Below are 21963 nucleotides of genomic sequence, written 5' to 3'. Positions count from 1 at the left end.
ATTATATCAAAGTTTGTCATCATAAAATTTAGCTGCATCGAGGTATTTTTTAAGGACATTTTGGCTTGCAAGATCATCAAATTTACCAAAAGCCACTTGCTTGCCGGATTCGATGATTAGCACCTTTTGCGCTATCTTCATCGCACTTAAAATATCGTGCGTGATAAAAATAATGCTGATCTTTTCATCTAAGCTTAAAAGCAAATTTATGATCTTTTGCTTTGTTTCATTATCAAGCCCGCTTGTTATCTCATCGCAGATTAAGACTTTTGGTTTTGAGAGTAGTGCCAGCAATATCCCGACCCTTGTAGCCTCACCGCCACTTAGCTGAGATGGATATTTATCTAAAATTTCATCTTTTAAATTTAAATTTGCTAGAAGCTCTTTGAGCTCATTTTCGCTAAAGCTAAGCTTAAGGTATGATCTCACGTGAGCGATGGCTGTTTTTACTTTTAGCGCTGGATTTAGGGCTTGCTTTTGATTTTGCAAGATATACCTGATATCTTTTTTGAGCTCATTTTTATCCGTGATCTCCTCATCGTTTATGTAAATTTTGCCCCCACTTTTTGGCTCACTAAATGATATGAGCTTTGCAAGCGTGCTTTTGCCACTACCGCTTTGCCCCAAAATGGCTAAATTTTCGCCATCATCAAGCTCGCAACTTATCCCCTCTAAAAGGTGCAGCACTTCAGCTCTAGCGTTAAAATGCTCCTTAAAACTTAAACTTTTTGAGACGTTTTCAAGCCTTATTTTCACGCATTTTCCTTTAAATTTAGCCGCCCATCTCTCATCTGCCAAATTTCATCACTAAGATAGCTTGTCAGCGCCTCATCGTGCGAGATAAAGATGACGCTCATCTTGCCCTTTAAACTCTCCAAGATGCCCGCCACGTGGCTACCGCTAATGCTATCAAGCCCGCTTGTTATCTCGTCGCAGACTAAAATTTTTGGCCTCAGGCAAAGTGCAAGAGCGATCTGTACGCGGCTCGCCTCGCCGCCACTTAGCTCGTATGAGTATTTGTGCCAGATGAGATTTGCATTACCCAGCCCAAACTCCCTAAAATAAGCAAATGCAAGCTCTTTATTTGTTTTATTATCACCGCCAAGATATGCGTTAAAGTGATCACCTACGTTTAAGAGCGGATGAAGGCTAGCAACGGAGTTTTGAAAAACGAGCGCAGCAACCTTTCTTCTGTGCTCTTTTAGCTCATTTTGGCTAAGTTTTAAGATATCTTTTTTATAAATGCTAAATTTATCTGCCCTCACTCTAAAATCATCATCAAAAAGCCTTATTAAGCTCTTTGCAAAGAGCGATTTGCCACTGCCGCTTGCACCCGTGATACCTATAAATTTACCCTCGCTCATGCCAAAATCAAGCTCACGCAAAAGTTTCTTATCCTTATAAAAAACGTTTAAATTTTTAATATCTATCATATTTTTATATTGCCATTTTTTGAATTTGACGTGATGATCGAGGTTGCGAGGATGAGCAAAAATAGCGTCACGCCAGGGAAAAGCACCATCCACCAAGAGCCAAGAAAAAGCGCCTCTTTACTCTCATTTAGCATGATGCCAAGGCTTATTTTATTTGCATCGCTACCCACGCCAAAAAAGCCAAGCGTAGCCTCCATGACGACCGCGTTTATCGCGTTTATGCCAAAGATACTAACTATTAGATGCTTTAAATTTGGCAAAATTTCAAAGCAGATAAGGCTAAATTTACTAGCCCCATTTATCACGGCCTGCTCGGCGTAGTCGCACTTTTTATTAAGTCTAAAATTTTGCATAAAAACTTTTGCGCCCTGCATAAACGAGCAAATGGCGATGATAAAAGAGGTGATAAGTAGATCTCCACTACTAAATGAGCTAAAAAGCATGATAAAAACGATGTTTGGTATGCTTAAGAAGGCATCAAGCCCCTTATCAAAAAGGCTCTCGCAAGCTCTGCTCTTACTCGTGCCAAAATATGCGTAGATGAGTGAAAAAAGCGTCGTTAAAAAGCCAGCTAAAAGCAAGACAAGAAGCGAGTTTTTAAGCGCGCAGGCAACTCTTATGAGATTGTCCCTGCCTAGGATGTCAGTGCCAAAGATGTGCTCGCTACTTGGGGCTAAATTTACCGCCATAAAGTTAGTGAAATTTGGCTCAAATTTAGAAAAAAACGGCGTCACAAAGGCAAATATGACAAGTGACAAAAAGACAAAACAGGCTAGGAAAAATATGACTTTTCTCATAAATTTCTCTTATCTGCCAAGATAGCGAAAATTTTTGCTAGTAAATTTGCAAAAACGACAAAAACAGCCGTTAGCGAAATGGTCGCAAGTGCGACTGGATAGTCTTTGGCGATGACTGCATCAAGGCTAAGCTTGCCTATGCCCGGAAATGAAAAAATGCTCTCAATCACGTATGAGCCAGCAAAAACGCCAGCCACAAGGGTTGCGAAATAATAGACTATGTCGGTGCTTGCGTGCTTTATGGCAAAGAGATAAATTTTGCCCCACCCCAAGCCTCTAGCGTGAGCCGTCTGGATAAAGTCAGCGTTTAGGCTTTGATTTAGCCTGTCACGCACAAATTTCACGTTTGCACCAAGGTGTGGCAAGATAATAGCAAGCGTTGGCAAGATGATAAATTTAGCTCCCACCCCGCTATATCCTAGCTCGTTTGCGCCAGAGCTTGGTAGCAAATTTAGATAGACGCTAAAGATCGCTATTAGCACAAGCGCTACGTAAAAATGCGGTAGTGAAGCTAGCAAAAACGAGCTAAAATTTATAAAGATGTCGGCAAATTTATTCTTATAAATGGCGCTTAAAAGCCCCAAGAAAAATGATAAAAAAACTATCAAAAAAAACGAAGCAAAAAATAAAATGAGTGAGTTTAAAAGCCGCTCTTTAATGAGCAGCGACACACTTGCCCCGCTTACAAAGCTAGTGCCAAAATCCCCCGTCACAAAGTGAGCCAGCCATCTAAAATACTGCACAAAAAAGCCATCTTTTAGCCCCAAATTTTCTAAAATTTGCTCTTTTATGGCTAAATTTACCGCCTCACTCCTCGAAAACATCGCGTCAGTGACATTGCCTGGCAAAAAGTATATGAGCAAAAATAGAAAAAATGAGATGAAAAACAGCAACCCAAGGCTTGAGATCGCTGTTTTTAAAATGGCTCTAAACAAAGTTTTTATCCACTATTTTACTTGCCACTCTCTTATGTTCCATAAAAATCCAGCTCCATGGTGGCCTAAAATTTGCGTCTTTATGCCTGAAATTTTGTTGTTAAAGACGAGCGGATAGTCAAGATAGGCTATGAAAATATAAGGTGGATTTTCAAAAAGTGCTTTTAGAAATTCTTTGTAGTATTTTTTTCTAAGCTCTACGTCCTTTGTATATCTTGCGTTTTTTAGGGCAAGATCGACGTTTGCGTCCTTGTAGTGGTTAAAATTCCAGCCATTTTCATTCACACTCACATCAGCAAATCCACCAAAAATTCTATACGTGTGAAAATCTGGATCAAACGGACTTCCCCAGCCGATGATAAAGCTATCAACCTCGCTTATACTAAAGGCTGTTCTTGGCTTTGCGTAGGCTTTGGCTCTTACGCCAAATTCCTCAAACTCGCTGCTTAAAATTTTAGCTAGATTGACCCTTAAGATGTCGTTATTAAAGGCGTAGATGTCAAAGCCAAGCTCTTTGCCGTCCTTCTCAAAAAATCCAGCCTTGTTTTTCTTAAAGCCACTCTTTTCAAGTAGCTCCCTAGCCTTTTGCGGATCGTAGTTAAATTTAAACTCACCATCATTTGCAAAGCTTTTTTCTATCGGATTGTTCGCTACGCTTGCATATCCGTGAAATAAATTTTTAACTATCTCATCTTTATTTACCGCGTAGTTTAGGGCGATTCTTACATTTTTATCTTGAAAAAGAGGATCATTAAAGTTAAACATCAAAGCTCTATAATCCGCGCTTTTAAACTTAAGCAAGCTTAATTTTTTATCATCTTTTATGAAATTTACACCAGTTGGAGAGATGAGCGCGACATCGATCTCACCACTTTTAAGCCCAACGAGCCTTAAATTTTCATCACCAACAATTTTAAAAAATACCCTTTTTATCTTTGGCTCACCCTTGTAAAATTTCTCATTTGCCGCGAATTCCAAGCTCTCATCTTTTTTCCATTTTATAAGCTTGTATGCGCCAGTGCCGATGGGAGCTTCATTAAATTTATCAGTTGCGATATCTTTGCCCTTTAAAATGTGCTCAGGCAAAACGCCAAAGCTAAGCGCGTCAAGAAACGGCGGAAAAGGCTCATTAAGCGTGATCTTTACTTTGTAATCGTCTAAAATTTCAACGCTTTTTACGACTTCATAATTTGAGATAGCAGGCGCGTTTAGCTTCTTATCTTGAGCCGCTTCAATGGTAAATTTAACGTCCTTTGCGCTAAATTTCACTCCGTCATGCCAAAAGGCATCATCTCTTAGCTCAAAAACATACTCCAACTCATCGTTGCTTACTTGCCAAGACTTTGCAAGCTCAGGCACGACGTGGCTATTTTCATCGTGGCTCGTAAGCCCCGAAAAAACGAGTGAAAGCGTGGGATCGTGATCCTCATCGTAAAGTGGATTTATACGAGGTGTTTGCTCCTCGATAGCGACTACAACGGCATTTTCATTTGCATAAGCAAAGGCAAAAAATAACAAAAACAATAAAGCCAAAAGCCTCTTCATCACTCGCTCCTTTGTTTAAAAAATATTTGATGAATAGTAATACGAAATGCATAAAAGTGTTATTAAGATAAGTGTAAATTTAATGTATAGAAAATTTAAAATTTCTAACTAACTTTTAACCTTTTTTAAAGTAAAATCAGGGCTCATTTTAGCTGACAAAAAGGTAAATTTCACAATGGATAAAAAGAAAAAAATAGCTCTAATCACTGGCATCTGCGTAGTCTCACTTTTACTTATCTACACACTTCTTGGCTTTTTTGGTCTGCCATACGCCATCAAAAATATCGCTCCAAAGTATCTAAAAGACTACAACGCAACGCTTTTTGTGGAAAGTGCTAAATTTAATCCTTTTACCTTTGAGCTAAATGCTACAAATGCTGAACTAAACACTACTTCACCACTTTTTAGCACAAGGCAAATAGATGTCAAGCTAAAGCCATTTTCTATCTTTAAAAAATTAGTTGAAGTTGATGTTTTCAGGCTTCAAGAGCCAAATGTCAAAATTTTACGAGATAAAAATTCAAAATTTAACTTTAGCAATTTTATAAGCGATGATAACGCAACTACCGAAGACAACAGCACTAGTTCTATAAATTTTGCCCTAAATAACGCAAAAATCATCAAAGGCTCATTTTCATATAGCGATCAAAACCTCACAAATCCATTTAACGTAAGCTTTGATGATATAAACTACGAGCTAAGCTCGCTAAATACTAAGAAAAAAAGCGCAGGCAGCCATATTTTTGACTCAAACTCGACTCTAGCTCACAAGATCGATCTAAATGGCGATATCAAGCTAAATCCACTAAAAATTGAGGGCAATATCAGCATAAAGAACTTTAGTATCGATCCAGTGGCGATTAGCTTTATCGATAATGACACACTAAATCTTAAAAATGCGGTCATAAATTTAGGAATAAATTACGCTTTAATTGCCGACGAGAACGCTACAAATATAAATTTAAAGGATAGCTTTTTAAATATAAAATCACTAAACATAGATGAGGGCAAAAACGAACTAAGTCTTGGTGAGCTAGAGCTTCCAAAATTTGATCTATCAAGTAAGATAGCAGACAAGATAGATGCTAAATTAGAGTTAAATGCCATAAATTTAAGCGATGTGTCATTTAAAAATGCAATAACAGCAAGCTTAAAATCACTAAATTTAAACGACATTTCACTTTTAGCAAATTTAAATGAAAAAAGTGAGCTAAATGCGACAGCTGCACTAAATAGCATAAATGCAAATGCCCTAAAAATAGACGAAACCAGTAAAAATTTAGTAAATCTAAAAGATATAAATGCCTCAAATTTAAATGCAAATTTAGCAAATAATAAAACCACTCTAGCGCTTGAAAAAATAGCGTTTGAAGGTATCAATGCCCCGCTTAGTAAAAATGCGAATGCAAATGTGGCAGGGACTAAAATCTCAAATATTAGTTTCACTCAAGATACCAATAAAAGCCTTGCAACTCTTGAAGAGCTTAGTATAAATGGCATAAATTTAAAGGCAAAAAATAAAGAAATTTTAGATATCTCTGATGTGCTTACAAAAACGATCAAATTTGATATTTTAAATATGGCTTTGAGTGCTGAGAATATCGATGTAAATAGACCAAAATTTAACTCAGAGTTAAATGGTAGCGGCTTAAGCGCGATAAACCAGCTTGGACTTGGTGAGCATGGGCCAGCAAAAACAGCCAATCATCACACTAAAACCAAAAAAGAGAATACATCAGCTTCAAAAAGCAAAGAGAGTGAGTTTAAATTTGACATAAAAAATATCAATGTAAATAACGCCAATATCGCTTTGACGCACTTTTTTGAGGGCGAGAAGATCGCTCATAAATTTGATAATTTGTTTGTAAAAATAGCAAATTTAAGTAGCGATTTTAGTAAGCCATTTGACGCAAAAGTGGATATGAAAAGCTCGCAAAAGCTAAATTTAGACCTAACCTCAAAGATCAAACTTGAACCACTTGATATAACTACTAAAATAAAACTTGAAGATAAAAATTTGCCAAAATATTTTGCCTACGCAAAGCCATTTTTAGAGGCAGATCTTTCAAGTGGAGAGATGAACGCAGATGCCCAGCTTCACTATGCAAAAGATATAAAAGCGGACGCAAAGCTTAGCGTAAAAGATATTAGATTAGATGATAAAAATAAAGAAAAACTAATCGCATTTAAAAGTTTAGAAGTGGATAAAATTTCACTTTTTAAAGATAATCTTGAAATTACTGGAGTTGCTTTAAATTCGCCGTTTATCAAGGCTTATCTAAGCAAAGAGCGCGAATTTAATCTAAGCAAAATCGTAAAAGAAGATAAAAGCAAAGCCCAAAATGAGCAAAAAGCTGAGAGCAAAAAGGTGGCTACTAAAAAAGATGACGAGCTAAATTTTAGTATCAAAAATTTCTCACTTAACAACGGCGAGGTTGATTTTTCAGATGCGTCACTATTTATGCCATTTGCTACGAAAATTTCAAATCTAAATGGCAAGCTAACTGACATCGATAAAAAACGTCCAAGTTCGGGTGAGTTTAAAGGTACAGTTGGCAAAAACGGTTTTTCTCAGATTACAGCAAAACTATTTCCTTTTGAATTAAAGCAAAATACCGATATTAAGCTTGATTTTAAAGATATCGATCTAATCGACATAACGCCATATAGTGGGCAATTTTTGGGCTATAAAATAAAAAAAGGTAAGTTAAATTTAAATCTAAATTATAGCGTTGTTGATTCAAAACTAAATGGCTCAAATCTTATAAATTTTGACACACTCACGCTTGGAGAAAAGGTTGATTCAAAAGATGCTGTAAATTTGCCACTTTCGCTTGCTATATCGATATTAAGCGATCAAAATAATCAAATAAATATCGACCTTCCAGTTGAGGGGAATTTAGACGATCCAGACTTTAAATATGGCGGTGTCATTTGGGCTGCTGTTAAAAAACTCTTTGCAGACATTACGTTAGCTCCGTTTAGATTTTTAGGTAATGCTCTAGGACTTGGCAGCAAGGATCTAAGCTCTATTGATTTTCTTGCTGGAAGTAGCGAGCTAATAAGCTCAGAAGCACCAAAAATAGCTGATTTTATAAAATTAACTACTGCAAAGCCTATGATGAAACTTAGCATCACGCCTACTTACTCTGAAATAGATGTGCTCTACTTTAAAGAAAAAAAGCTTGATCAAAAGATAAATCAAATAATCGCCTCAAGCGGCAAAGATTATATTACCGTGCTAAATTCTCTCGTTCCAAACACTAAAGATAAAAGCGATAAAGCCTTAAGAGAAGAGGCAATAAAAATCATCGAAGTGGATAAGGAAAAGCTAATTGAGCTAGCAAATGAGCGTGCAAATGCGGTAAAAGAAGCGCTCATAAAGGCTGGACTTGAGGCTGGCCGCATAAATGTAAATGATATAACAAGCTCAGAACCTAAGCAAAACACCTATACAAGCGTGCTTATGGGAGTGGCAAACTAAATTTCATTTATCTCGCTGCTTCTTGCATTATATACAAACCAGCTTAGAAGCAAGAGCATCATAAATGCGCCAAAAACTAGGCTTGCGTAAAAATATAAATTAAAATCAGCTCCTAGCAAATTTGCGTTGTGAAGGGCTATCATAACGCCAGCAAGTGAAATTAAATAGCCAATTAGCTTGATGATAAAAATTTTTGGATTTACAAGGATGAGTAAAAGCCCGCAAAGCATGACACCAAGGGCTATTTGTAAATTTAAAATGTCAGTTTGAGCACTTGAAACAAATGTCAAAAAACCAAGCAAAAATATGACTAAAAACATCAAAACAGCATAAACTGCCCTGCTTCGTCCAAAGCTATACATAAAGCAAACAAAGCCTTTGTTATGTTTGTTGTAGTCCATTTTTCGCTCCTATGTAACAAGTTTTTGTATTTTAATGCCAAATTCTTAAATAAAGGCTTTAATCTGAAATTTCACTCATTTTGGCTAATATTTTACATCTTGAAAAAGGAGCAACAATGCCTTATGTTAATATCAAAATAGCAGGTCCAGAGCCGACAAAAGAACAAAAAGATCAAGTTTTTAAAGAGGTGACTGAGACGCTTGTAAGAGTGCTTGGCAAGAAAAAAGAGGCGGTGATGATTTTCATAGAAACTCATGACGCTAGCAACATCGGTGTAGGCGGCGAGAGCGTAGAAGATAAGAGAAAGGGGATAAAATGAGCGAATTTAGCAAAGCAGATATTGAACGAAAAATAACACTTGAAGTTGGTGACAAGGCGCCAGAGTTTGAAGCGCTAAATCAAGACGGCGTAAAGGTCGCATTAAAGGACTTTATAGGCAAAAACGTAGTGCTTTACTTCTACCCAAAGGACAACACTCCAGGCTGCACAACTGAGGCTTGCGAATTTAGCGCAAACTACGATCAGTTTATCAAAAACGATACAGTTATAATCGGCGTTAGCCCAGATAGTGTGAAGTCTCACGTTGGCTTTATAGCAAAGCAAAATTTAAAGCACACTCTATTAAGTGATGAGGATAAAGAAATTTCAAAGCTTTACGGCGTTTGGCAAGTTAAGAAAAACTACGGCAAAGAGTATCTTGGTATAGCAAGAAGCACATTTGTGATCGGCAAAGACGGCAAGATAGCTAAAATTTACAAAAGCGTAAAAGCCAAAGACCACGCCGCAAAAGTGCTAGCTGATCTTGTAAAATAAGGAGCAAAGATGAAGCTTATAAAAATGCTAATTTTAAGTGCGTTTTTTGCGCTAAATTTATCAGCACTGACTGAAGGCATGGAGTATCAAACTATAGCAAAACCGCTTAATGTGCCTAAAAACTCGGTCGTTAAGGTCTTTAGCTATGACTGCCCACACTGCTATAAATTTGACCGGACTATCACAAAAAAGCTGATGTCAAAGCTTGAAGATGTGAAATTTATCCCATATCATCTAAGCACAAAAGGCAAACTTGGCGAGACCGCGAGTAAAATTTTTGCTGCTCTTATATCTATAGATGAGGCAAATGGCACTGATCTACTAAGCGATGAGTCAAAATTTAAGCAAGCAAAATTTGCGATCTATAAAGCAAGACATGATGAAAAAGATGATTTTAGTGATGGCAAAGACAAAGAGAAATTTATAAATTTAGCCCTCAAAGCAGCTCACGTGAGCAAGGACGACTACGAAAAAGCACTAAATAGCGAAAGAGCAAAAGAGCTTTTAGACGCATGGTTTGCCTCTTATGATGTGGCAAGTATCAGCGGTGTGCCAGCTTTTGTAGTAAGTGGCAAATACTTAATAAACTTAAGCGCAGCTTCATCAATCGATGAGATGGCAAAGATCATACAAGAGCTTTTAGATAAGTAGTTTTTAGCAGGCAATATCTGCAAATTTTGGTCTTAGAAATGTAAATTTAAAGCAATTTTAGATAAACTCAGACCAAAATTTCTAAGAAAAAAGAAAGGTTTAACAATGAATGCTTCAGAATTTATCTGGATGGATGGAAAATTAGTTAAATGGGACGATGCAAAAGTACACGTTCTAACTCACTCTTTACACTATGCTAATGCCGTATTTGAAGGCACAAGAGCTTATAAAACAAAAAAAGGTCTAGCTATTTTTAGACTTCAAGATCACACAAAAAGGCTTTTAAGATCAGCAAAAATGACTGTTTTAAATGTACCTTACACTGAGGAAGAGCTTGAAAAAGCGCAAATAGAGCTTCTTCGCGCAAACAAATATGACGGCAATGTTTATATCCGCCCACTTATATTTTTAGGATACGGCGTAATGGGCGTAGCTCACACAAAAGCACCAGTGCAAACCGCTATCGCCTCATGGGAATGGGGTGCTTATCTTGGCGATGAAGGCCTAGAAAAAGGTATCAGAGTTAAAATTTCAAGCTTTGCCAAACTTGCACCTGCTGCCCAAATGAATAGAGCAAAAGCTAGCTCAAACTACCTAAGCTCACAAATGGCAAACTACGAGGCAAAAGAGGCTGGATACGACGAGGCGCTACTTCTTGATAGCGAAGGCTTTGTGGCTGAGGGTCCAGGCGAGTGCTTCTTTATCGTTGAAAACGGCGTTTTAATCACTCCACCAAACGACAACAGCCTACTTAGCATCACTCAAGATACAGTCATAAGACTAGCTCACGATCTTGACATCGAAGTAAGAAGAGAGCGCATCACAAGAGATCAGGCTTACACAGCTGACGAGGCATTTTTCACTGGTACTGCAGCCGAAGTAACACCGATAAATAGTATAGATAACCGCATCATTGGTAACGGCGCTAGAGGCGAAGTGACAAAGAGACTACAAAAAGCTTATTTTGACGTAGTTTATGGACTAAATAAAAAATATGAATCATTTTTAACATATATTTAAAAATTTAAAGGAACGAAATGCCCGCTGATTTAAACGATTATTTCAATAAAAAAAAGCCAGGTAATGACAACAGAGGCTCAAGTCAAAATAGCGACAAAGAGCCGCCCTTCAAAAAGGACTTTAAAATGCCAAATTTACCAAGTGGCTTTGGTAAATTTGGAGCACTTGCCTACATTGTAATTGCGATTATTGCTATTTTTGCTATCACTCAGCCATTTAAAGTGATTCACTCAGGCGAAGTTGGCATCAAGTCTACAGCAGGTAAATATGAGCCAAATCCTTTACAACCAGGCTTTCACTTCTTTTTACCTTTTATCCAAGACATCATCATCGTGGACACCAGAGTTAGGATCATAAATTATACTTCTGGCGAGGATATGGGCGAATCAATGCAAAAATCATATCAAGGCGTTGGCGCTGGAATTTTACGTAAAAATTCTATTTCAGTGCTTGATGCTAGAAATTTACCAGTTAGCATTGATATTACTGTGCAATACCGTTTAAATCCAGAAAATGCCCCTCAAACTATTGCCTCTTGGGGTCTTAGCTGGGAGAGCAAGATAGTTGATCCTGTCGTTCGTGACGTAGTTCGCAGTATCGCTGGTAAATACACAGCAGAAGAGCTTCCAACAAAGAGAAACGACCTAGCAAGACAAATCGATGATGGCATAAGAAAAGACATCGACTCTCAGCCAAATAAGCCAGTTGAGCTTTTAACAGTGCAACTTCGTGAGATCATCTTACCTTCAAAGGTAAAAGAGCAGATCGAGCGCGTCCAAATCGCAAAACAAGAGGCCGAGAGAACAAAATACGAAGTAGAAAGAGCAAATCAAGAAGCCTTAAAACAAGCCGCACTTGCTGAAGGTACCGCTAAAGCTGCGATCATTGAAGCAAAAGGCAAGGCTGATGCCATTAAAATCGAGGCTGACGCAACTGCGTATGCAAACAAAGAGGTTGCAAAAAGTGTCGATCAAAATCTACTAAATTTAAAGCAGATCGAGACGCAAAACAAATTTAACGAGGCTCTAAAAGAAAACAAAGATGCTAAAATTTTCTTAACACCTGGTGGAGCTGTGCCAAACATCTGGCTAGATGCAAAAGATAAAGCAAGGGCTAGCTCAGTAAGCGAGAGATAAAAATGAATAGCGTAACAAAAAGTATAGACTGGCAAAAAGTTGGTGGATTGCTTCCAGTAGTGGTTTGCAATCATGCCACGAATGAAGTTTTAATGCTTGCTTACATGAACGAAGAAGCATTAAATTTAAGTCTATCTAGCCGTTACGCTCACTACTTTTCACGCACCAAAAATAGAATTTGGAAAAAAGGCGAAGAAAGTGGCAATACTCAGGAGATAAAGGCTGCTTTTTTAGACTGCGACAACGATACTTTGCTTTTAAAGGTGATTCAAAACGGAGGCACTGCTTGTCACACTGGAGCAAGGTCGTGCTTTTTTAATGAAATAAATTTGCATGACGGTAAAATTTTAGATACAAAAATTGAAGTCAAAAAACCAAATTATGGTGTGCTTGATGAGCTTTACCATGTAATAGAAGATAGAAAGCTAAATGCTAACCCTGAAACTTCATATGTGGCAAGTCTTTTTAAAAAAGGCGAAAATCAAATTTTAAAGAAAGTTGGCGAAGAGGCTGGCGAATTTATAATGGCCGCAAAGGATCTTAGTTTCGCAGAAAACTCAAAGCAAAATGAGCAAAAAGCAAAAGATGATCTGATCTATGAAGCAGCCGACCTTTGCTTTCATGCACTTGTAGCACTTTCAGCCCATAATATCCATCCAGATGCTGTAAAAAACGAACTTGCAAGGCGTTTTGGTATGAGCGGCATTGAAGAGAAAAGATCGCGAGATGTTAAACAGCATTAAGCACAACTTGCTTTTTGTATTGCAAAATGCAAAGCTCATTGATTTTCTAACCTATGGCTGGATATTTTTAGCATTTATACTAATTGTGCTTTTAGGGATTTTTATAGCGATAAAGTCGTGGTGGCAGATAGGATTTTTATTTATTCTAGCTGGTTTTTTCGGACTTTTTGTAGGTAATTACTACGCAAACAAATATATAAATGAAAATTTAAGACCAGTTAGCATAAGCAAAATAACCACCAAACAGCTTCAATATGTCGATGCGCTAATGGTTGATTTTAATATTACAAATAATTCAAATAATGCACTTAGTATCTGCAAAATCGAGCTTGACTTCTATCTAAGCTCAAGGCAAAATACGAAAGACTTTTTTAACTCACTTAATCCATTTGCTAGAAAAAGAATCATCTTAAACGAGGAATTTTTGCCAAAGCAAAGCATTGAGGTTAAAGAATTTGTCAATGATTTCGCATTTATAGACTACAATATCTCTAAAAAAGTGGAGTGTTTTTGATGAGCTCAGCATATTTTACGATCGTTCATATTATCGTTCTTTTTGCGATTGCTCTGCTTTCTATTTTATTTCTTGTTCTCTCGCTTAGAGCTGAGCGAAAGTTATTTTTATCACTATTTTTTACAAACATTCTAGTCTCAACCACACTTGCTGTTTTTTTAATGCTAGTGCTTGATAAATATACAAAAAAAGGTATGCTCGAAAATGTAAAAAGTGAGCGAATTTTGCGAAACGAGAGTATCGTTTTTAAGGGGCAAGTGAGAAACATCGGTAAATTTACAATTAGCAACTGCACACTGACAGTCAAACTAATCAACCAACCACTAAATAAAAATGACCTTGGTGGGGAAGCATTTTTTAAGCCAAGTGGGCTTTCATTTTTTTCATGGGTTCTTGGCACAGATAAGGACGAGAGGCCAAATACAGTTGAATATAAATTTGATGTAGCCAAAAATTTACCAAAGCAAAAAAGCACACCATTTACCGTATATATGCCATATCCGCCTTATTTTAAAAATGGCATGAATATCACAAAACTAAATTGCTACTAAGTCAAATTTAAAGCAAATTTTTACAAATTTTATAGGATAAAACACTAAGTCTTAGTTTGATTTTAGAGTAAATTTTATCTTTTTAGTATCTGAAATGAATACTAATTTTTAAGATAAAGATTTAAAAAGTACAAAGTATGTCAAGTAGCCTGCCCAATTTTTGTAGATCATTTAAGAAAAGTTGCTTTGTCTTTTGCGTAAATTCTTTTGCTTCTTGTAGGATTTTAGTCTCGGCTATATTATAAACAAACTCTTTTTTTAGGATCTTTGCACCTTTTTTATAAAAGAAATTTGCCTCTATTAAGCTTGCAAAAAAACTATCATCTCTTAAATAGTAGTTTGTTGCTACATTTACATGCACTGGCTTTTGTAACAAAAAATCGCTGCAAACACTATTTTGTGAGCTAAATTTAACACTCTCAAGTACATCAGGCCTTATCTCATAAAATTTTATCTCATTAGCTTTTTTTAAAGTCAGAATATCACTTGATTTATTTAAATTTATAGAGCTATTATTTACTTCAAGTACATTTATAGTACCTTTTGCAAGCGAATAAGCATTTAAAATTTTATCTTCTGATAAAAAATTTACTACACCAAAAAATGGCACACTAGCATTTTGTTCTACAAAATTTTGGGCAGTTTTTATTTGTAGCTGCTGTTTTGTGCCATTTATCTCATAATAGCTTACGTAAATAGAAATTTCATCTTTTTTGCTTGGATTCTTTTGTGAACAACCGCTAAAAAATAGCGCAACAAGCAAAAAAATGGCTAAATTTTTCACTTTATGAAATAGTCACCATCAAAGCTCACAAGCGAATATTTTCGCTCATTGCCGATACTTTCTTTAAGTTCGTCTATGCTTAAAAATTCTAAGCTATCTGCACCGATATATTCTCTTACTTCTTCTGCACTTTTTTTAGAGCTTATTAACTCTTCAAAGCTTGGCGTATCGATGCCATATCGCTCTGGGTATTTAAGCTCAGGACAAGCGACTCTAAAATGAATCTCTTTAGCGCCCGCATGTCTTAAAAGATCAACCACCTTTTTTGAAGTAGTACCGCGAACGATACTATCATCGATAACAACGATACTTTTACCCTTTAGAACCGATGACATAGGGTTAAGTTTTAGCTTAACTTTTAAATTTCTCATCTCTTGGCTTGGCTCGATGAAGGTTCTACCCACATAGTGGTTTCTAGTGATAGCTAGCTCAAATGGGATCTTGCTCTCATTTGCATATCCAAGTGCTGCTGGCACTCCGCTATCTGGTACAGGTACGACGAAATCTGCTTTAATTTTGCTCTTCTTAGCTAGTACTTCACCCATTTTTTTTCTAACTTCATATACGCTTTTACCTTCTATCACGCTATCTGGACGTGCAAAATAGATATATTCAAATGCACATATTCTAGGATCTGGCTCATAAATTTGAATGCTTTGAAACTCACTTTTTCCATGTTCAAAAACTATCATCTCACCAGGCCTGATATCTCTTATAAAGCTAGCCCCCACAAGATCAAAAGCACAAGTCTCGCTAGCTACGATATATCCACCATCTTTTAGCTTGCCAAGGCTTAGTGGCCTAACACCCCAGCGATCTCTTATGGCAAAGGTTTTATGGCGTGACTGGATAAGCAGACAATAAGCACCTTTTATCTTGTCAAGTGCTGCAATAATACGGTCCTGCAAGTGTTTGCTATGGTTTCTTGCGATTAGATGGATGATATTTTCAGTATCCATATTTGTCTGAAATATCGCGCCATCTTTAATAAGCTCATCTCTAACCTCATCTTTATTTACCAAATTTCCATTATGGACGATTGAAATTTGTCCCAAAGAGTAATTAGCGGCTATTGGCTGGGCATCACGACCCGAGTTTTTACCAGCAGTTGCATATCGGTTGTGACCAATAGCCATATCGCCTTTTAGTGATCTTAAAATTTCTTCATTAAAGACCTCTGTAACTAGTCCATTACCCTTGTGAGTAGAAATTTCTCCGTCATCACAAACGCTAATACCACTCGCCTCTTGGCCGCGATGCTGCATAGAAAATAACGCATAATAGGCAGTCTTTGCTGCATCTTTAGAATTTATAATACCAACTATTGCACACATTTTTTTCCTTTAGTTTTCATCATCTTTGTAAATTTCAAGAACATTTTTGTAGTTAAACTTGATCTCATCGCCAGCATTTAAACAGCCTTTTGAAATAGTTCATTGTCTAAAATGCCGGTAAATTCGCCGTTATTTGTCTTGCTAACGACCACCCACATGCGCTCAACCTGAGCAAACTTATCATCTTCAAATCTAAATATAAGCTTTACTATATCGCCAGTTCTTAAATTTTGACGCTTTTCACGCTCCGGTAGGTAGAATTTATTACCAAATTCTAGCTTGTAGCTCTCTACATCATCAAGCTCAAATTTAATCATCAAGCCCTAAACTATCGTCTATCGAGTAAAGGCCACTACTTTGATCTTTTAGCCAAATGGCAGCCCTGATCGCACCTTTTGAAAAGGTTGCCCTACTCGTTGCGGTGTGATTTAGCTCGATAAATTCGCCGTCATTATAAAAGCCAACCGTGTGGCGACCGACCACATCTCCACCACGAAGTGCCATGACTGCGATCTCGTCTTTGCTCCTAGCCCCTACCATGCCGGCTCTACCAGTTACTAAAACATCTTTTAAATTTAGATCCCTAGCCTCAGCCACGCAACCAGCTAAGGTCATTGCTGTGCCGCTTGGAGCGTCCTTTTTGTGCCTATGGTGTTGCTCTACTATCTCTATGTCAAATTCTCTTAATGTTTTTGAAGCGATCCTTGCAAGGCGGTTTAGTACAGCTACGCCCAAACTCATATTTGTTGCGTAAAGAATAGGCATAGCTCCAGATGCTAAATGGAGTAAGTTTTTATCTTCGTCATTTAACCCGGTCGTACCGATAACTAGTGGTTTTGGATTAGTTCTAGCGTAGTTTAGCAGTGCCATGGTCGCCTCTTTTTGACTAAAGTCGATTATCACATCGCATGCTTCAAAAAATTTAGCAAAGTCATTTGTCAAAAGTTCGCTACTTAAATTTTCAACCTGATTTTTTTGGCTAAAAGCGATGCCTAAAGTGGCATCTTTTTCATCTTTTAAACAAGAAATGATACTTTGAGCCATCTTTCCACTAGCACCATAAAGGCCTATTTTTACCAAAATTTATCCTTTGATTTTTGATTGAAATTTAACATAAAATTTATTATAGATAGATTACAAATAGGCTTTAAAAATACGTATAAAATCAAAAAATTTGATAGAAAAAAAGAAGAGAAATTTAGCCAAAAATTTGGCTAAATTTGAGTATTAATGCAAGCTTTCTATGTAGCTCATAGCGCTAAGTGCAGCCACTGCGCCATCACCTGCTGCTACGATGACTTGCTTTGGAGCGTCCTCTCTGATATCACCTGCTACAAAGAGCCCATTCAGGCTGGTTTGCATCTTAAGGTTTGTCTTAACCTGTCCACCATCGACCATATCGCAGATAAATTTGCCGTTTTCATCTTTTAAAATTTCGTTATTTACATTTAGTCCGACAAAGGTAAAAATTCCCGGCACATCAAGTACGCGCTCTCCATTTTTGGTATCAAGTACGATCTTTGTTAGACCCATTTTATCACCAAGTGCCTCTTTTATCGTTGCACTTGTTATAAATTCGATTTTTTCATTTTTTCTAGCTTTTTCAACGGTCGTAGGTGCTGCTCTAAACTCGTCACGTCTATGGATAAGATAGACTTTTGAGCAGATATTTGCTAGATAAAGTGCCTCTTCAACAGCTGTGTCACCACCGCCAAGGACGGCTACCTCTTTGTTTTTGTAAAAAAATCCATCGCATGTTGCGCATGTGCTTACGCCTTTGCCAAAGAACTCATCTTCGCCCTTAAAGCCAGCGCGTCTTGGGGTTGAGCCAGTTGCTACGATGACAGCCTTTGCCTGCTCGCTTTTGCCACCTTCAAGTAAAATTTCAAAGATGCCGTCGCTGTTTTTTCTAACGCCAACGACATTTGCCCACTTATGAACTAGTCCAAATGCGCTACACTGCTTCCACCAAGTGCTCATAAAGTCAAAGCCGCTCTCACCAGGGGCTTTTTGACCTGGGTAGTTTTCTATCTCTGAGCTAGAGGTGATCTGACCGCCAGGCTCGCCTTTTTCAAACATTACAACATTTTTTAGTCCGCCTCTAGTGGCGTAAAGTCCGGCGCTTAGTCCTGCTGGACCGCCTCCGATGATCGCTAAATCAAGCATAAATTTCCTTTATTCTAAAACATTTATGGGCGAATTTTGTTTATAAATTTCACCCCTTTGATGAACTATCTCAACACTACTTGGAAGCTTTGTAATGCTCAAATTTCGCATCAGCTCCAAGACCGTATTAATATCTGAGCTTATATATTTTAGTGTTGAGTTTGACTCATATCTTTTTTGAAAGATATCGATTGCCACAACTGTTTCATTTTTGATTGGTAAAATTTCATCTAATTTTGATTGATTTGAGCTGAAGATTAAAAGCGTGTATTTTGGCTCTTTTGGAGTAAAAATTTCGCTTTTTTCGTAGAAAACTAGCTTCGCAAAATCAACAAATTTATATTGTGAAAAACGATAGTTACTATACGCAAATGCAGCTGCTATCATAGCTGCACCAAAAAATGAACCAAATATATATATAAGAGGAAGCAGACTTCCTCTTCTTTTTTCGCTCATTAAAGAAGCGAATTTAGTTTGTCAGTTAAGGCTTGTTTTGACTGTGCACCGACCATTTGTTCAACTAGCTCGCCATTTTTGAAAAATAGCAATGTTGGGATCGATCTGATGCCAAACTCAACTGCAAGATCTTGCACTTCATCAGTGTTTACCTTGCAAATTTTTGCTTTGCCGTCAAAGTCTTCAGCAAGTTCTTCGATCACTGGAGCTAGCATACGGCAAGGTCCGCACCATGGAGCCCAAAAGTCTACTAAAGCAACGCCTTCTTTTGTAACATCAAAATTTTCTTTTGTAAGTTCGATGTATTTTCCCATTTTTTCTCCTTATTTTTAAAATGTGGCAATTATACAAATTAAATTTAAATTTTATCTAAATAATAAATTTTATTATAAACTAATATTTTCTATCAGTTCTAAATCTTCATTTTTTATGACGAGCAAATCGACTTGGAAATCTCTATTTGGCTCATTTTTCATCATATAAAAATTTATAGTTTTTAAAATTTTTATATATTTTGCCTTATTTAGTCTATATTCTGCCTCGTATTCTCCGCTAGTTGCTTTTACCTCTATAAAGTGTAAAATTTTATCACTACTTAGTGCAATGATGTCGATCTCGCCAAATTTAGAGTGAAAATTTCTCTCTAAAATGATAAAACCGAGCTTTTGTAAAAATTCGCATGCCCTATCTTCTGAGCTTTTGCCAAAGAGATACTCTTTTAGCCCCAAACTACTCCTCGATCCTCATCATAAATGGCTCTTCTTTTATATACTCTTGCTCTTTTAAAATTTCAATTGTCCTTCTTACATCAGCCTCAAGACTTGTATGTGTCGTAAAAAACAATACCGCAAATTCGCTCTCATCTTTTGGTTTTTGAAGTATGCTATCGATCGATAAGTTATTTTCGCTCATTAAATTTGTGATCTTTGCTAGCACACCCATTTTATCTTCGACTTTTAATCTAAAGTAGTACTTCGTCTTTATCCTATCGCGATCAAGTAGCTCAAGCGTATTTAATTCAAAAGGTGCTTTATATCCTAGCATTGGTGACTTACTATCTCTTGCGATGTCGATAAGATCGCTGATCACCGCACTTGCCGTTGCATCGCCACCAGCTCCAGGCCCATAGTACATCGTCTCGCCAACGACCTCGCCAACGACACTGATCGCATTTGTCACACCACTTGCCTTTGCTATCATTTTATTTTGTGGCACAAGCGCTGGATGCACACGTAGCTCGATTTTACCCTCACTTTTTTTGGCAATGGCCAGAAGTTTTATTGAGTATTCGAAATCTTTTGCAAAAAATATATCTTCTGGTGTGATACCTTGTATCCCTTCGATCAAGATATCCTCTGGATCGCCATGTACACCGTATGCGATGCTTGCTAGGATAAGCAGCTTATGAGCCGTATCAAAGCCACCCACATCAAATGTTGGATCAGCCTCGGCATACCCAAGCTCTTGCGCCTTTTTAAGTGCGTCTTTAAAATTTGAACCCTCGTCCATCATCGAGGTTAGGATAAAGTTACTAGTTCCGTTAAGTATGCCATTTATACTAACGATATGGTTTGCGCTTAAGCCTTCCCTTAAGGCTCTAATGATCGGTATGCCACCAGCCACACTTGCTTCAAAGCCAAATGGTATATTTTTGGCTAAATTTTGTAGGGCGTATCTATGATAGGCAAGGAGTGCTTTGTTCGCTGTTACGACTGCTTTTTTTCGCTTTAAAATTTCACTCACAACCCTAAAAGGCTCTTCCACACCACCCATAAGTTCGACAAAAACATCGATATCATCGCGGTTTATAACGCTATTTATATCGTCAGTCAAAGGGATGCTAGCGTCTCTTTTTTTATTTAAATTTCTAACCACTCCGATGACTGGCACGATCTCCTCGCCACTTCTTGCTGCGATTAGTTTTTTGTTTTTTAGTAAAATTTTAGCAACTGACTCACCAACTGTTCCAACGCCCAATATCGCTACATTCATTCAAATTCTTTCAAATATTTTTTTATATTTCTTGCTGCTTGTCTTATCCTATTTTCATTTTCGATAAGAGCTAGACGCACATAGTCGTTTCCGCCCTCGCCAAAACCAATACCCGGGCTAACGGCAACCGATGCTTTTGTAAGAAGCTGCTTTGAAAACTCAAGGCTGCCCAGATGACTAACCTTTGGCGGAAGTTTCGCCCAGATAAACATACTAGAGCTTGGTTTTTTAAGCTCCCAACCAGCCTGAGCAAAGGCCTCTATCATCACATCTCTTCTTTTTTCATAAATTTGGCGTATCTCTTCAACACAGCTTTGATCACCATCAAGTGCGACTGTGGCAGCCACCTGGATCGGTGTAAACATGCCGTAATCAACCCATGATTTTATCTTTTTAAGTGCTGCACAAAGCCTTTTATTTCCACACATAAAGCCAACTCTCCAGCCAGCCATGTTATAGCTTTTTGAAAGTGTATAGCACTCGACTGCAACGTCTTTTGCACTATCAACCTCAAAGATACTTGGCGTTTTGTAGCCATCAAATGTAAGATCAGCGTAGGCGATGTCAGAGATAACGTAAAATCTCTCTTGTTTTGCAATACTTACAAGGCGCTCGTAAAAGCTCTTTTGCACTGTCACGGTCGTTGGATTGTGAGGGAAATTTACGACTACGTATTTTGGCTTTGGTGAGCTTGCGTGTATAGTTTGGATCAAATTTTCAAAAAATTTATTCTCATCTAGCTCAAATTTATCATTATAGTAAAGTGGCATCTTTGCGACACTTCCGCCAGCAAATAAAAACGCTTGCGTGTGTATCGGATAAGCAGGGTCAGGCACGATAGCCACATCGCCTGGGTTTATCACGGCTTGAGCTAAGTGAACAAAGCCCTCTTTGCTACCCATCGTGGCGACTGCTTCGGTATCTGGGTCTAAATTTACGCCGTATTTTCTTTTGTACCAGTTGCAAATGGCAAGGCGGAGCTTGTAAATTCCAGCACTGGCTGAGTAGCCGTGAGTCTTGTCCTTTTGCGCACTTTCGCATAGTTTATCGACAATGTGCTGCGGTGTTCTGCCCTCAGGATTACCCATAGAAAAGTCGATGATGTCCTCGCCAGCTCTTCGTGCAGCCATTTTTATTGCATTTACTTCGGCAAAAACGTAGTTTGGCAAACGCTCAATTGTATTAAATCTTATCTCATCAAACACTG

At 37.6% G+C, this 21963-nt stretch carries 25 protein-coding genes; 9 read left to right on the top strand and 16 right to left on the bottom strand.

The annotated features are described in order from the left end of the window. Positions 1-6: 6 nt before the first annotated feature. The 5 genes from CVS97_RS06500 to CVS97_RS06480 are packed head-to-tail and all read right to left on the bottom strand — an operon-like array spanning position 7 to position 4710. On the bottom strand, positions 7-756 hold the full coding sequence (locus tag CVS97_RS06500; RefSeq protein ID WP_107785511.1) for an ATP-binding cassette domain-containing protein: 750 nt from the start codon (positions 754-756) through the stop codon (positions 7-9). Beyond that, positions 753-1433, bottom strand: coding sequence for an ATP-binding cassette domain-containing protein (locus CVS97_RS06495; RefSeq protein ID WP_107785510.1), 681 nt, complete (start codon positions 1431-1433; stop codon positions 753-755). Before CVS97_RS06495 ends, CVS97_RS06500 begins: the two co-directional genes overlap by 4 nt. Further along, the gene (locus tag CVS97_RS06490; protein ID WP_107785509.1) at positions 1430-2230 is read right to left on the bottom strand and encodes an ABC transporter permease; all 801 of its coding nucleotides are present in this window, start codon (positions 2228-2230) and stop codon (positions 1430-1432) included. Before CVS97_RS06490 ends, CVS97_RS06495 begins: the two co-directional genes overlap by 4 nt. After that, on the bottom strand, positions 2227-3165 hold the full coding sequence (locus CVS97_RS06485; protein ID WP_107785508.1) for an ABC transporter permease: 939 nt from the start codon (positions 3163-3165) through the stop codon (positions 2227-2229). Before CVS97_RS06485 ends, CVS97_RS06490 begins: the two co-directional genes overlap by 4 nt. A 12-nt stretch (positions 3166-3177) precedes the next feature. Next, positions 3178-4710: an ABC transporter substrate-binding protein gene (locus tag CVS97_RS06480; RefSeq protein ID WP_107785507.1), complete on the bottom strand. Its 1533-nt coding sequence runs from the start codon at positions 4708-4710 to the stop codon at positions 3178-3180. Between the two features lie 175 nt (positions 4711-4885). Here CVS97_RS06480 and CVS97_RS06475 point away from each other — a divergent pair, with 175 nt between their 5' ends. Further along, a complete protein-coding gene (locus tag CVS97_RS06475) occupies positions 4886-8194 on the top strand; it encodes a DUF748 domain-containing protein (protein ID WP_107785506.1) in 3309 nt (1102 codons plus the stop codon). Here CVS97_RS06475 and CVS97_RS06470 read toward each other — a convergent pair. Then, entirely contained in the window at positions 8191-8595 is a 405-nt protein-coding gene (locus CVS97_RS06470) for a hypothetical protein (protein ID WP_107785505.1), read from the bottom strand. The two genes, CVS97_RS06475 and CVS97_RS06470, sit on opposite strands and share 4 nt — an antisense overlap. 116 nt (positions 8596-8711) lie before the next feature. On the opposite strand from CVS97_RS06470, the gene CVS97_RS06465 reads away from it, so the two are divergent. The 8 genes from CVS97_RS06465 to CVS97_RS06430 all read left to right on the top strand — a co-directional run bounded on the left by CVS97_RS06465 (position 8712) and on the right by CVS97_RS06430 (position 14024). Further along, positions 8712-8915: a tautomerase family protein gene (locus CVS97_RS06465; protein ID WP_021090801.1), complete on the top strand. Its 204-nt coding sequence runs from the start codon at positions 8712-8714 to the stop codon at positions 8913-8915. Continuing rightward, on the top strand, positions 8912-9409 hold the full coding sequence (gene bcp, locus CVS97_RS06460; protein WP_107785504.1) for a thioredoxin-dependent thiol peroxidase: 498 nt from the start codon (positions 8912-8914) through the stop codon (positions 9407-9409). Before CVS97_RS06465 ends, bcp begins: the two co-directional genes overlap by 4 nt. Positions 9410-9418: 9 nt before the next feature. Then, on the top strand, positions 9419-10060 hold the full coding sequence (locus tag CVS97_RS06455; protein ID WP_107785503.1) for a thiol:disulfide interchange protein DsbA/DsbL: 642 nt from the start codon (positions 9419-9421) through the stop codon (positions 10058-10060). A gap of 105 nt (positions 10061-10165) precedes the next feature. After that, positions 10166-11080 (top strand): branched-chain amino acid transaminase, encoded by a 915-nt coding sequence (locus CVS97_RS06450; RefSeq protein WP_021090882.1) that lies wholly within the window; start codon positions 10166-10168, stop codon positions 11078-11080. Between the two features lie 17 nt (positions 11081-11097). After that, positions 11098-12216, top strand: a complete 1119-nt coding sequence (locus CVS97_RS06445; protein ID WP_021090685.1) for a prohibitin family protein — start codon at positions 11098-11100, stop codon at positions 12214-12216. 2 nt (positions 12217-12218) lie between these two features. Next, a complete protein-coding gene (gene hisIE / locus CVS97_RS06440; RefSeq protein ID WP_107785502.1) occupies positions 12219-12959 on the top strand; it encodes a bifunctional phosphoribosyl-AMP cyclohydrolase/phosphoribosyl-ATP diphosphatase HisIE in 741 nt (246 codons plus the stop codon). Then, positions 12943-13473, top strand: coding sequence for a DUF2393 family protein (locus tag CVS97_RS06435; RefSeq protein WP_084041608.1), 531 nt, complete (start codon positions 12943-12945; stop codon positions 13471-13473). Before hisIE ends, CVS97_RS06435 begins: the two co-directional genes overlap by 17 nt. Then, positions 13473-14024, top strand: a complete 552-nt coding sequence (locus CVS97_RS06430) for a DUF2393 family protein (RefSeq protein WP_021090969.1) — start codon at positions 13473-13475, stop codon at positions 14022-14024. The genes CVS97_RS06435 and CVS97_RS06430 overlap by 1 nt, the downstream gene beginning before the upstream one ends. Before the next feature lie 121 nt (positions 14025-14145). Here the strand turns inward: CVS97_RS06430 and CVS97_RS06425 are convergent, their stop codons facing one another. The 10 genes from CVS97_RS06425 to CVS97_RS06380 form a co-directional block, all read right to left on the bottom strand. Further along, complete coding sequence (locus CVS97_RS06425) at positions 14146-14808, bottom strand: hypothetical protein (protein ID WP_107785501.1); 663 nt, start codon at positions 14806-14808, stop codon at positions 14146-14148. Further along, positions 14805-16142 (bottom strand): amidophosphoribosyltransferase, encoded by a 1338-nt coding sequence (gene purF / locus CVS97_RS06420; RefSeq protein WP_107785500.1) that lies wholly within the window; start codon positions 16140-16142, stop codon positions 14805-14807. Before purF ends, CVS97_RS06425 begins: the two co-directional genes overlap by 4 nt. Positions 16143-16219: 77 nt before the next feature. Further along, a complete protein-coding gene (locus tag CVS97_RS06415) occupies positions 16220-16459 on the bottom strand; it encodes a hypothetical protein (protein WP_107785499.1) in 240 nt (79 codons plus the stop codon). Then, positions 16452-17222, bottom strand: coding sequence for a 4-hydroxy-tetrahydrodipicolinate reductase (gene dapB, locus CVS97_RS06410; protein ID WP_107785498.1), 771 nt, complete (start codon positions 17220-17222; stop codon positions 16452-16454). Before dapB ends, CVS97_RS06415 begins: the two co-directional genes overlap by 8 nt. A gap of 147 nt (positions 17223-17369) precedes the next feature. Continuing rightward, a complete protein-coding gene (locus CVS97_RS06405; RefSeq protein ID WP_107785497.1) occupies positions 17370-18308 on the bottom strand; it encodes an NAD(P)/FAD-dependent oxidoreductase in 939 nt (312 codons plus the stop codon). A 9-nt stretch (positions 18309-18317) separates the two neighbouring features. Then, positions 18318-18764 carry a hypothetical protein gene (locus CVS97_RS06400; RefSeq protein WP_107785496.1) on the bottom strand — a complete coding sequence of 149 codons (447 nt, stop codon included), beginning with the start codon at positions 18762-18764 and terminating at the stop codon, positions 18318-18320. Continuing rightward, positions 18764-19078, bottom strand: coding sequence for a thioredoxin (gene trxA, locus CVS97_RS06395; protein ID WP_012001054.1), 315 nt, complete (start codon positions 19076-19078; stop codon positions 18764-18766). Before trxA ends, CVS97_RS06400 begins: the two co-directional genes overlap by 1 nt. 72 nt (positions 19079-19150) lie before the next feature. After that, entirely contained in the window at positions 19151-19492 is a 342-nt protein-coding gene (locus tag CVS97_RS06390) for a YraN family protein (protein ID WP_107785495.1), read from the bottom strand. A 1-nt stretch (position 19493) separates the two neighbouring features. Then, entirely contained in the window at positions 19494-20756 is a 1263-nt protein-coding gene (locus CVS97_RS06385; RefSeq protein WP_107785494.1) for a homoserine dehydrogenase, read from the bottom strand. Then, complete coding sequence (locus CVS97_RS06380; RefSeq protein ID WP_107785493.1) at positions 20753-21961, bottom strand: LL-diaminopimelate aminotransferase; 1209 nt, start codon at positions 21959-21961, stop codon at positions 20753-20755. Before CVS97_RS06380 ends, CVS97_RS06385 begins: the two co-directional genes overlap by 4 nt. Positions 21962-21963: the final 2 nt, after the last annotated feature.

Origin of the sequence: Campylobacter concisus, from assembly GCF_003049735.1 — a bacterium.
GTDB classification, from domain to species: domain Bacteria; phylum Campylobacterota; class Campylobacteria; order Campylobacterales; family Campylobacteraceae; genus Campylobacter_A; species Campylobacter_A concisus_AN.
This window is presented reverse-complemented; position numbering and strand designations above follow the sequence as displayed.

Excerpts from the sequence above, each read along its gene's own strand:
- CVS97_RS06495 (WP_107785510.1), bottom strand. The coding sequence starts at position 1,433 with ATGATAGATATTAAAAATTTAAACGTTTTTTATAAGGATAAGAAACTT.
- CVS97_RS06490 (WP_107785509.1), bottom strand. The coding sequence starts at position 2,230 with ATGAGAAAAGTCATATTTTTCCTAGCCTGTTTTGTCTTTTTGTCACTT.
- CVS97_RS06480 (WP_107785507.1), bottom strand. The coding sequence starts at position 4,710 with ATGAAGAGGCTTTTGGCTTTATTGTTTTTGTTATTTTTTGCCTTTGCT.
- CVS97_RS06475 (WP_107785506.1), top strand. The coding sequence starts at position 4,886 with ATGGATAAAAAGAAAAAAATAGCTCTAATCACTGGCATCTGCGTAGTC.
- CVS97_RS06470 (WP_107785505.1), bottom strand. The coding sequence starts at position 8,595 with ATGGACTACAACAAACATAACAAAGGCTTTGTTTGCTTTATGTATAGC.
- CVS97_RS06465 (WP_021090801.1), top strand. The coding sequence starts at position 8,712 with ATGCCTTATGTTAATATCAAAATAGCAGGTCCAGAGCCGACAAAAGAA.
- bcp (WP_107785504.1), top strand. The coding sequence starts at position 8,912 with ATGAGCGAATTTAGCAAAGCAGATATTGAACGAAAAATAACACTTGAA.
- CVS97_RS06455 (WP_107785503.1), top strand. The coding sequence starts at position 9,419 with ATGAAGCTTATAAAAATGCTAATTTTAAGTGCGTTTTTTGCGCTAAAT.
- CVS97_RS06450 (WP_021090882.1), top strand. The coding sequence starts at position 10,166 with ATGAATGCTTCAGAATTTATCTGGATGGATGGAAAATTAGTTAAATGG.
- CVS97_RS06445 (WP_021090685.1), top strand. The coding sequence starts at position 11,098 with ATGCCCGCTGATTTAAACGATTATTTCAATAAAAAAAAGCCAGGTAAT.
- hisIE (WP_107785502.1), top strand. The coding sequence starts at position 12,219 with ATGAATAGCGTAACAAAAAGTATAGACTGGCAAAAAGTTGGTGGATTG.
- CVS97_RS06435 (WP_084041608.1), top strand. The coding sequence starts at position 12,943 with ATGTTAAACAGCATTAAGCACAACTTGCTTTTTGTATTGCAAAATGCA.
- CVS97_RS06430 (WP_021090969.1), top strand. The coding sequence starts at position 13,473 with ATGAGCTCAGCATATTTTACGATCGTTCATATTATCGTTCTTTTTGCG.
- purF (WP_107785500.1), bottom strand. The coding sequence starts at position 16,142 with ATGTGTGCAATAGTTGGTATTATAAATTCTAAAGATGCAGCAAAGACT.
- CVS97_RS06415 (WP_107785499.1), bottom strand. The coding sequence starts at position 16,459 with ATGATTAAATTTGAGCTTGATGATGTAGAGAGCTACAAGCTAGAATTT.
- CVS97_RS06405 (WP_107785497.1), bottom strand. The coding sequence starts at position 18,308 with ATGCTTGATTTAGCGATCATCGGAGGCGGTCCAGCAGGACTAAGCGCC.
- CVS97_RS06400 (WP_107785496.1), bottom strand. The coding sequence starts at position 18,764 with ATGAGCGAAAAAAGAAGAGGAAGTCTGCTTCCTCTTATATATATATTT.
- trxA (WP_012001054.1), bottom strand. The coding sequence starts at position 19,078 with ATGGGAAAATACATCGAACTTACAAAAGAAAATTTTGATGTTACAAAA.
- CVS97_RS06385 (WP_107785494.1), bottom strand. The coding sequence starts at position 20,756 with ATGAATGTAGCGATATTGGGCGTTGGAACAGTTGGTGAGTCAGTTGCT.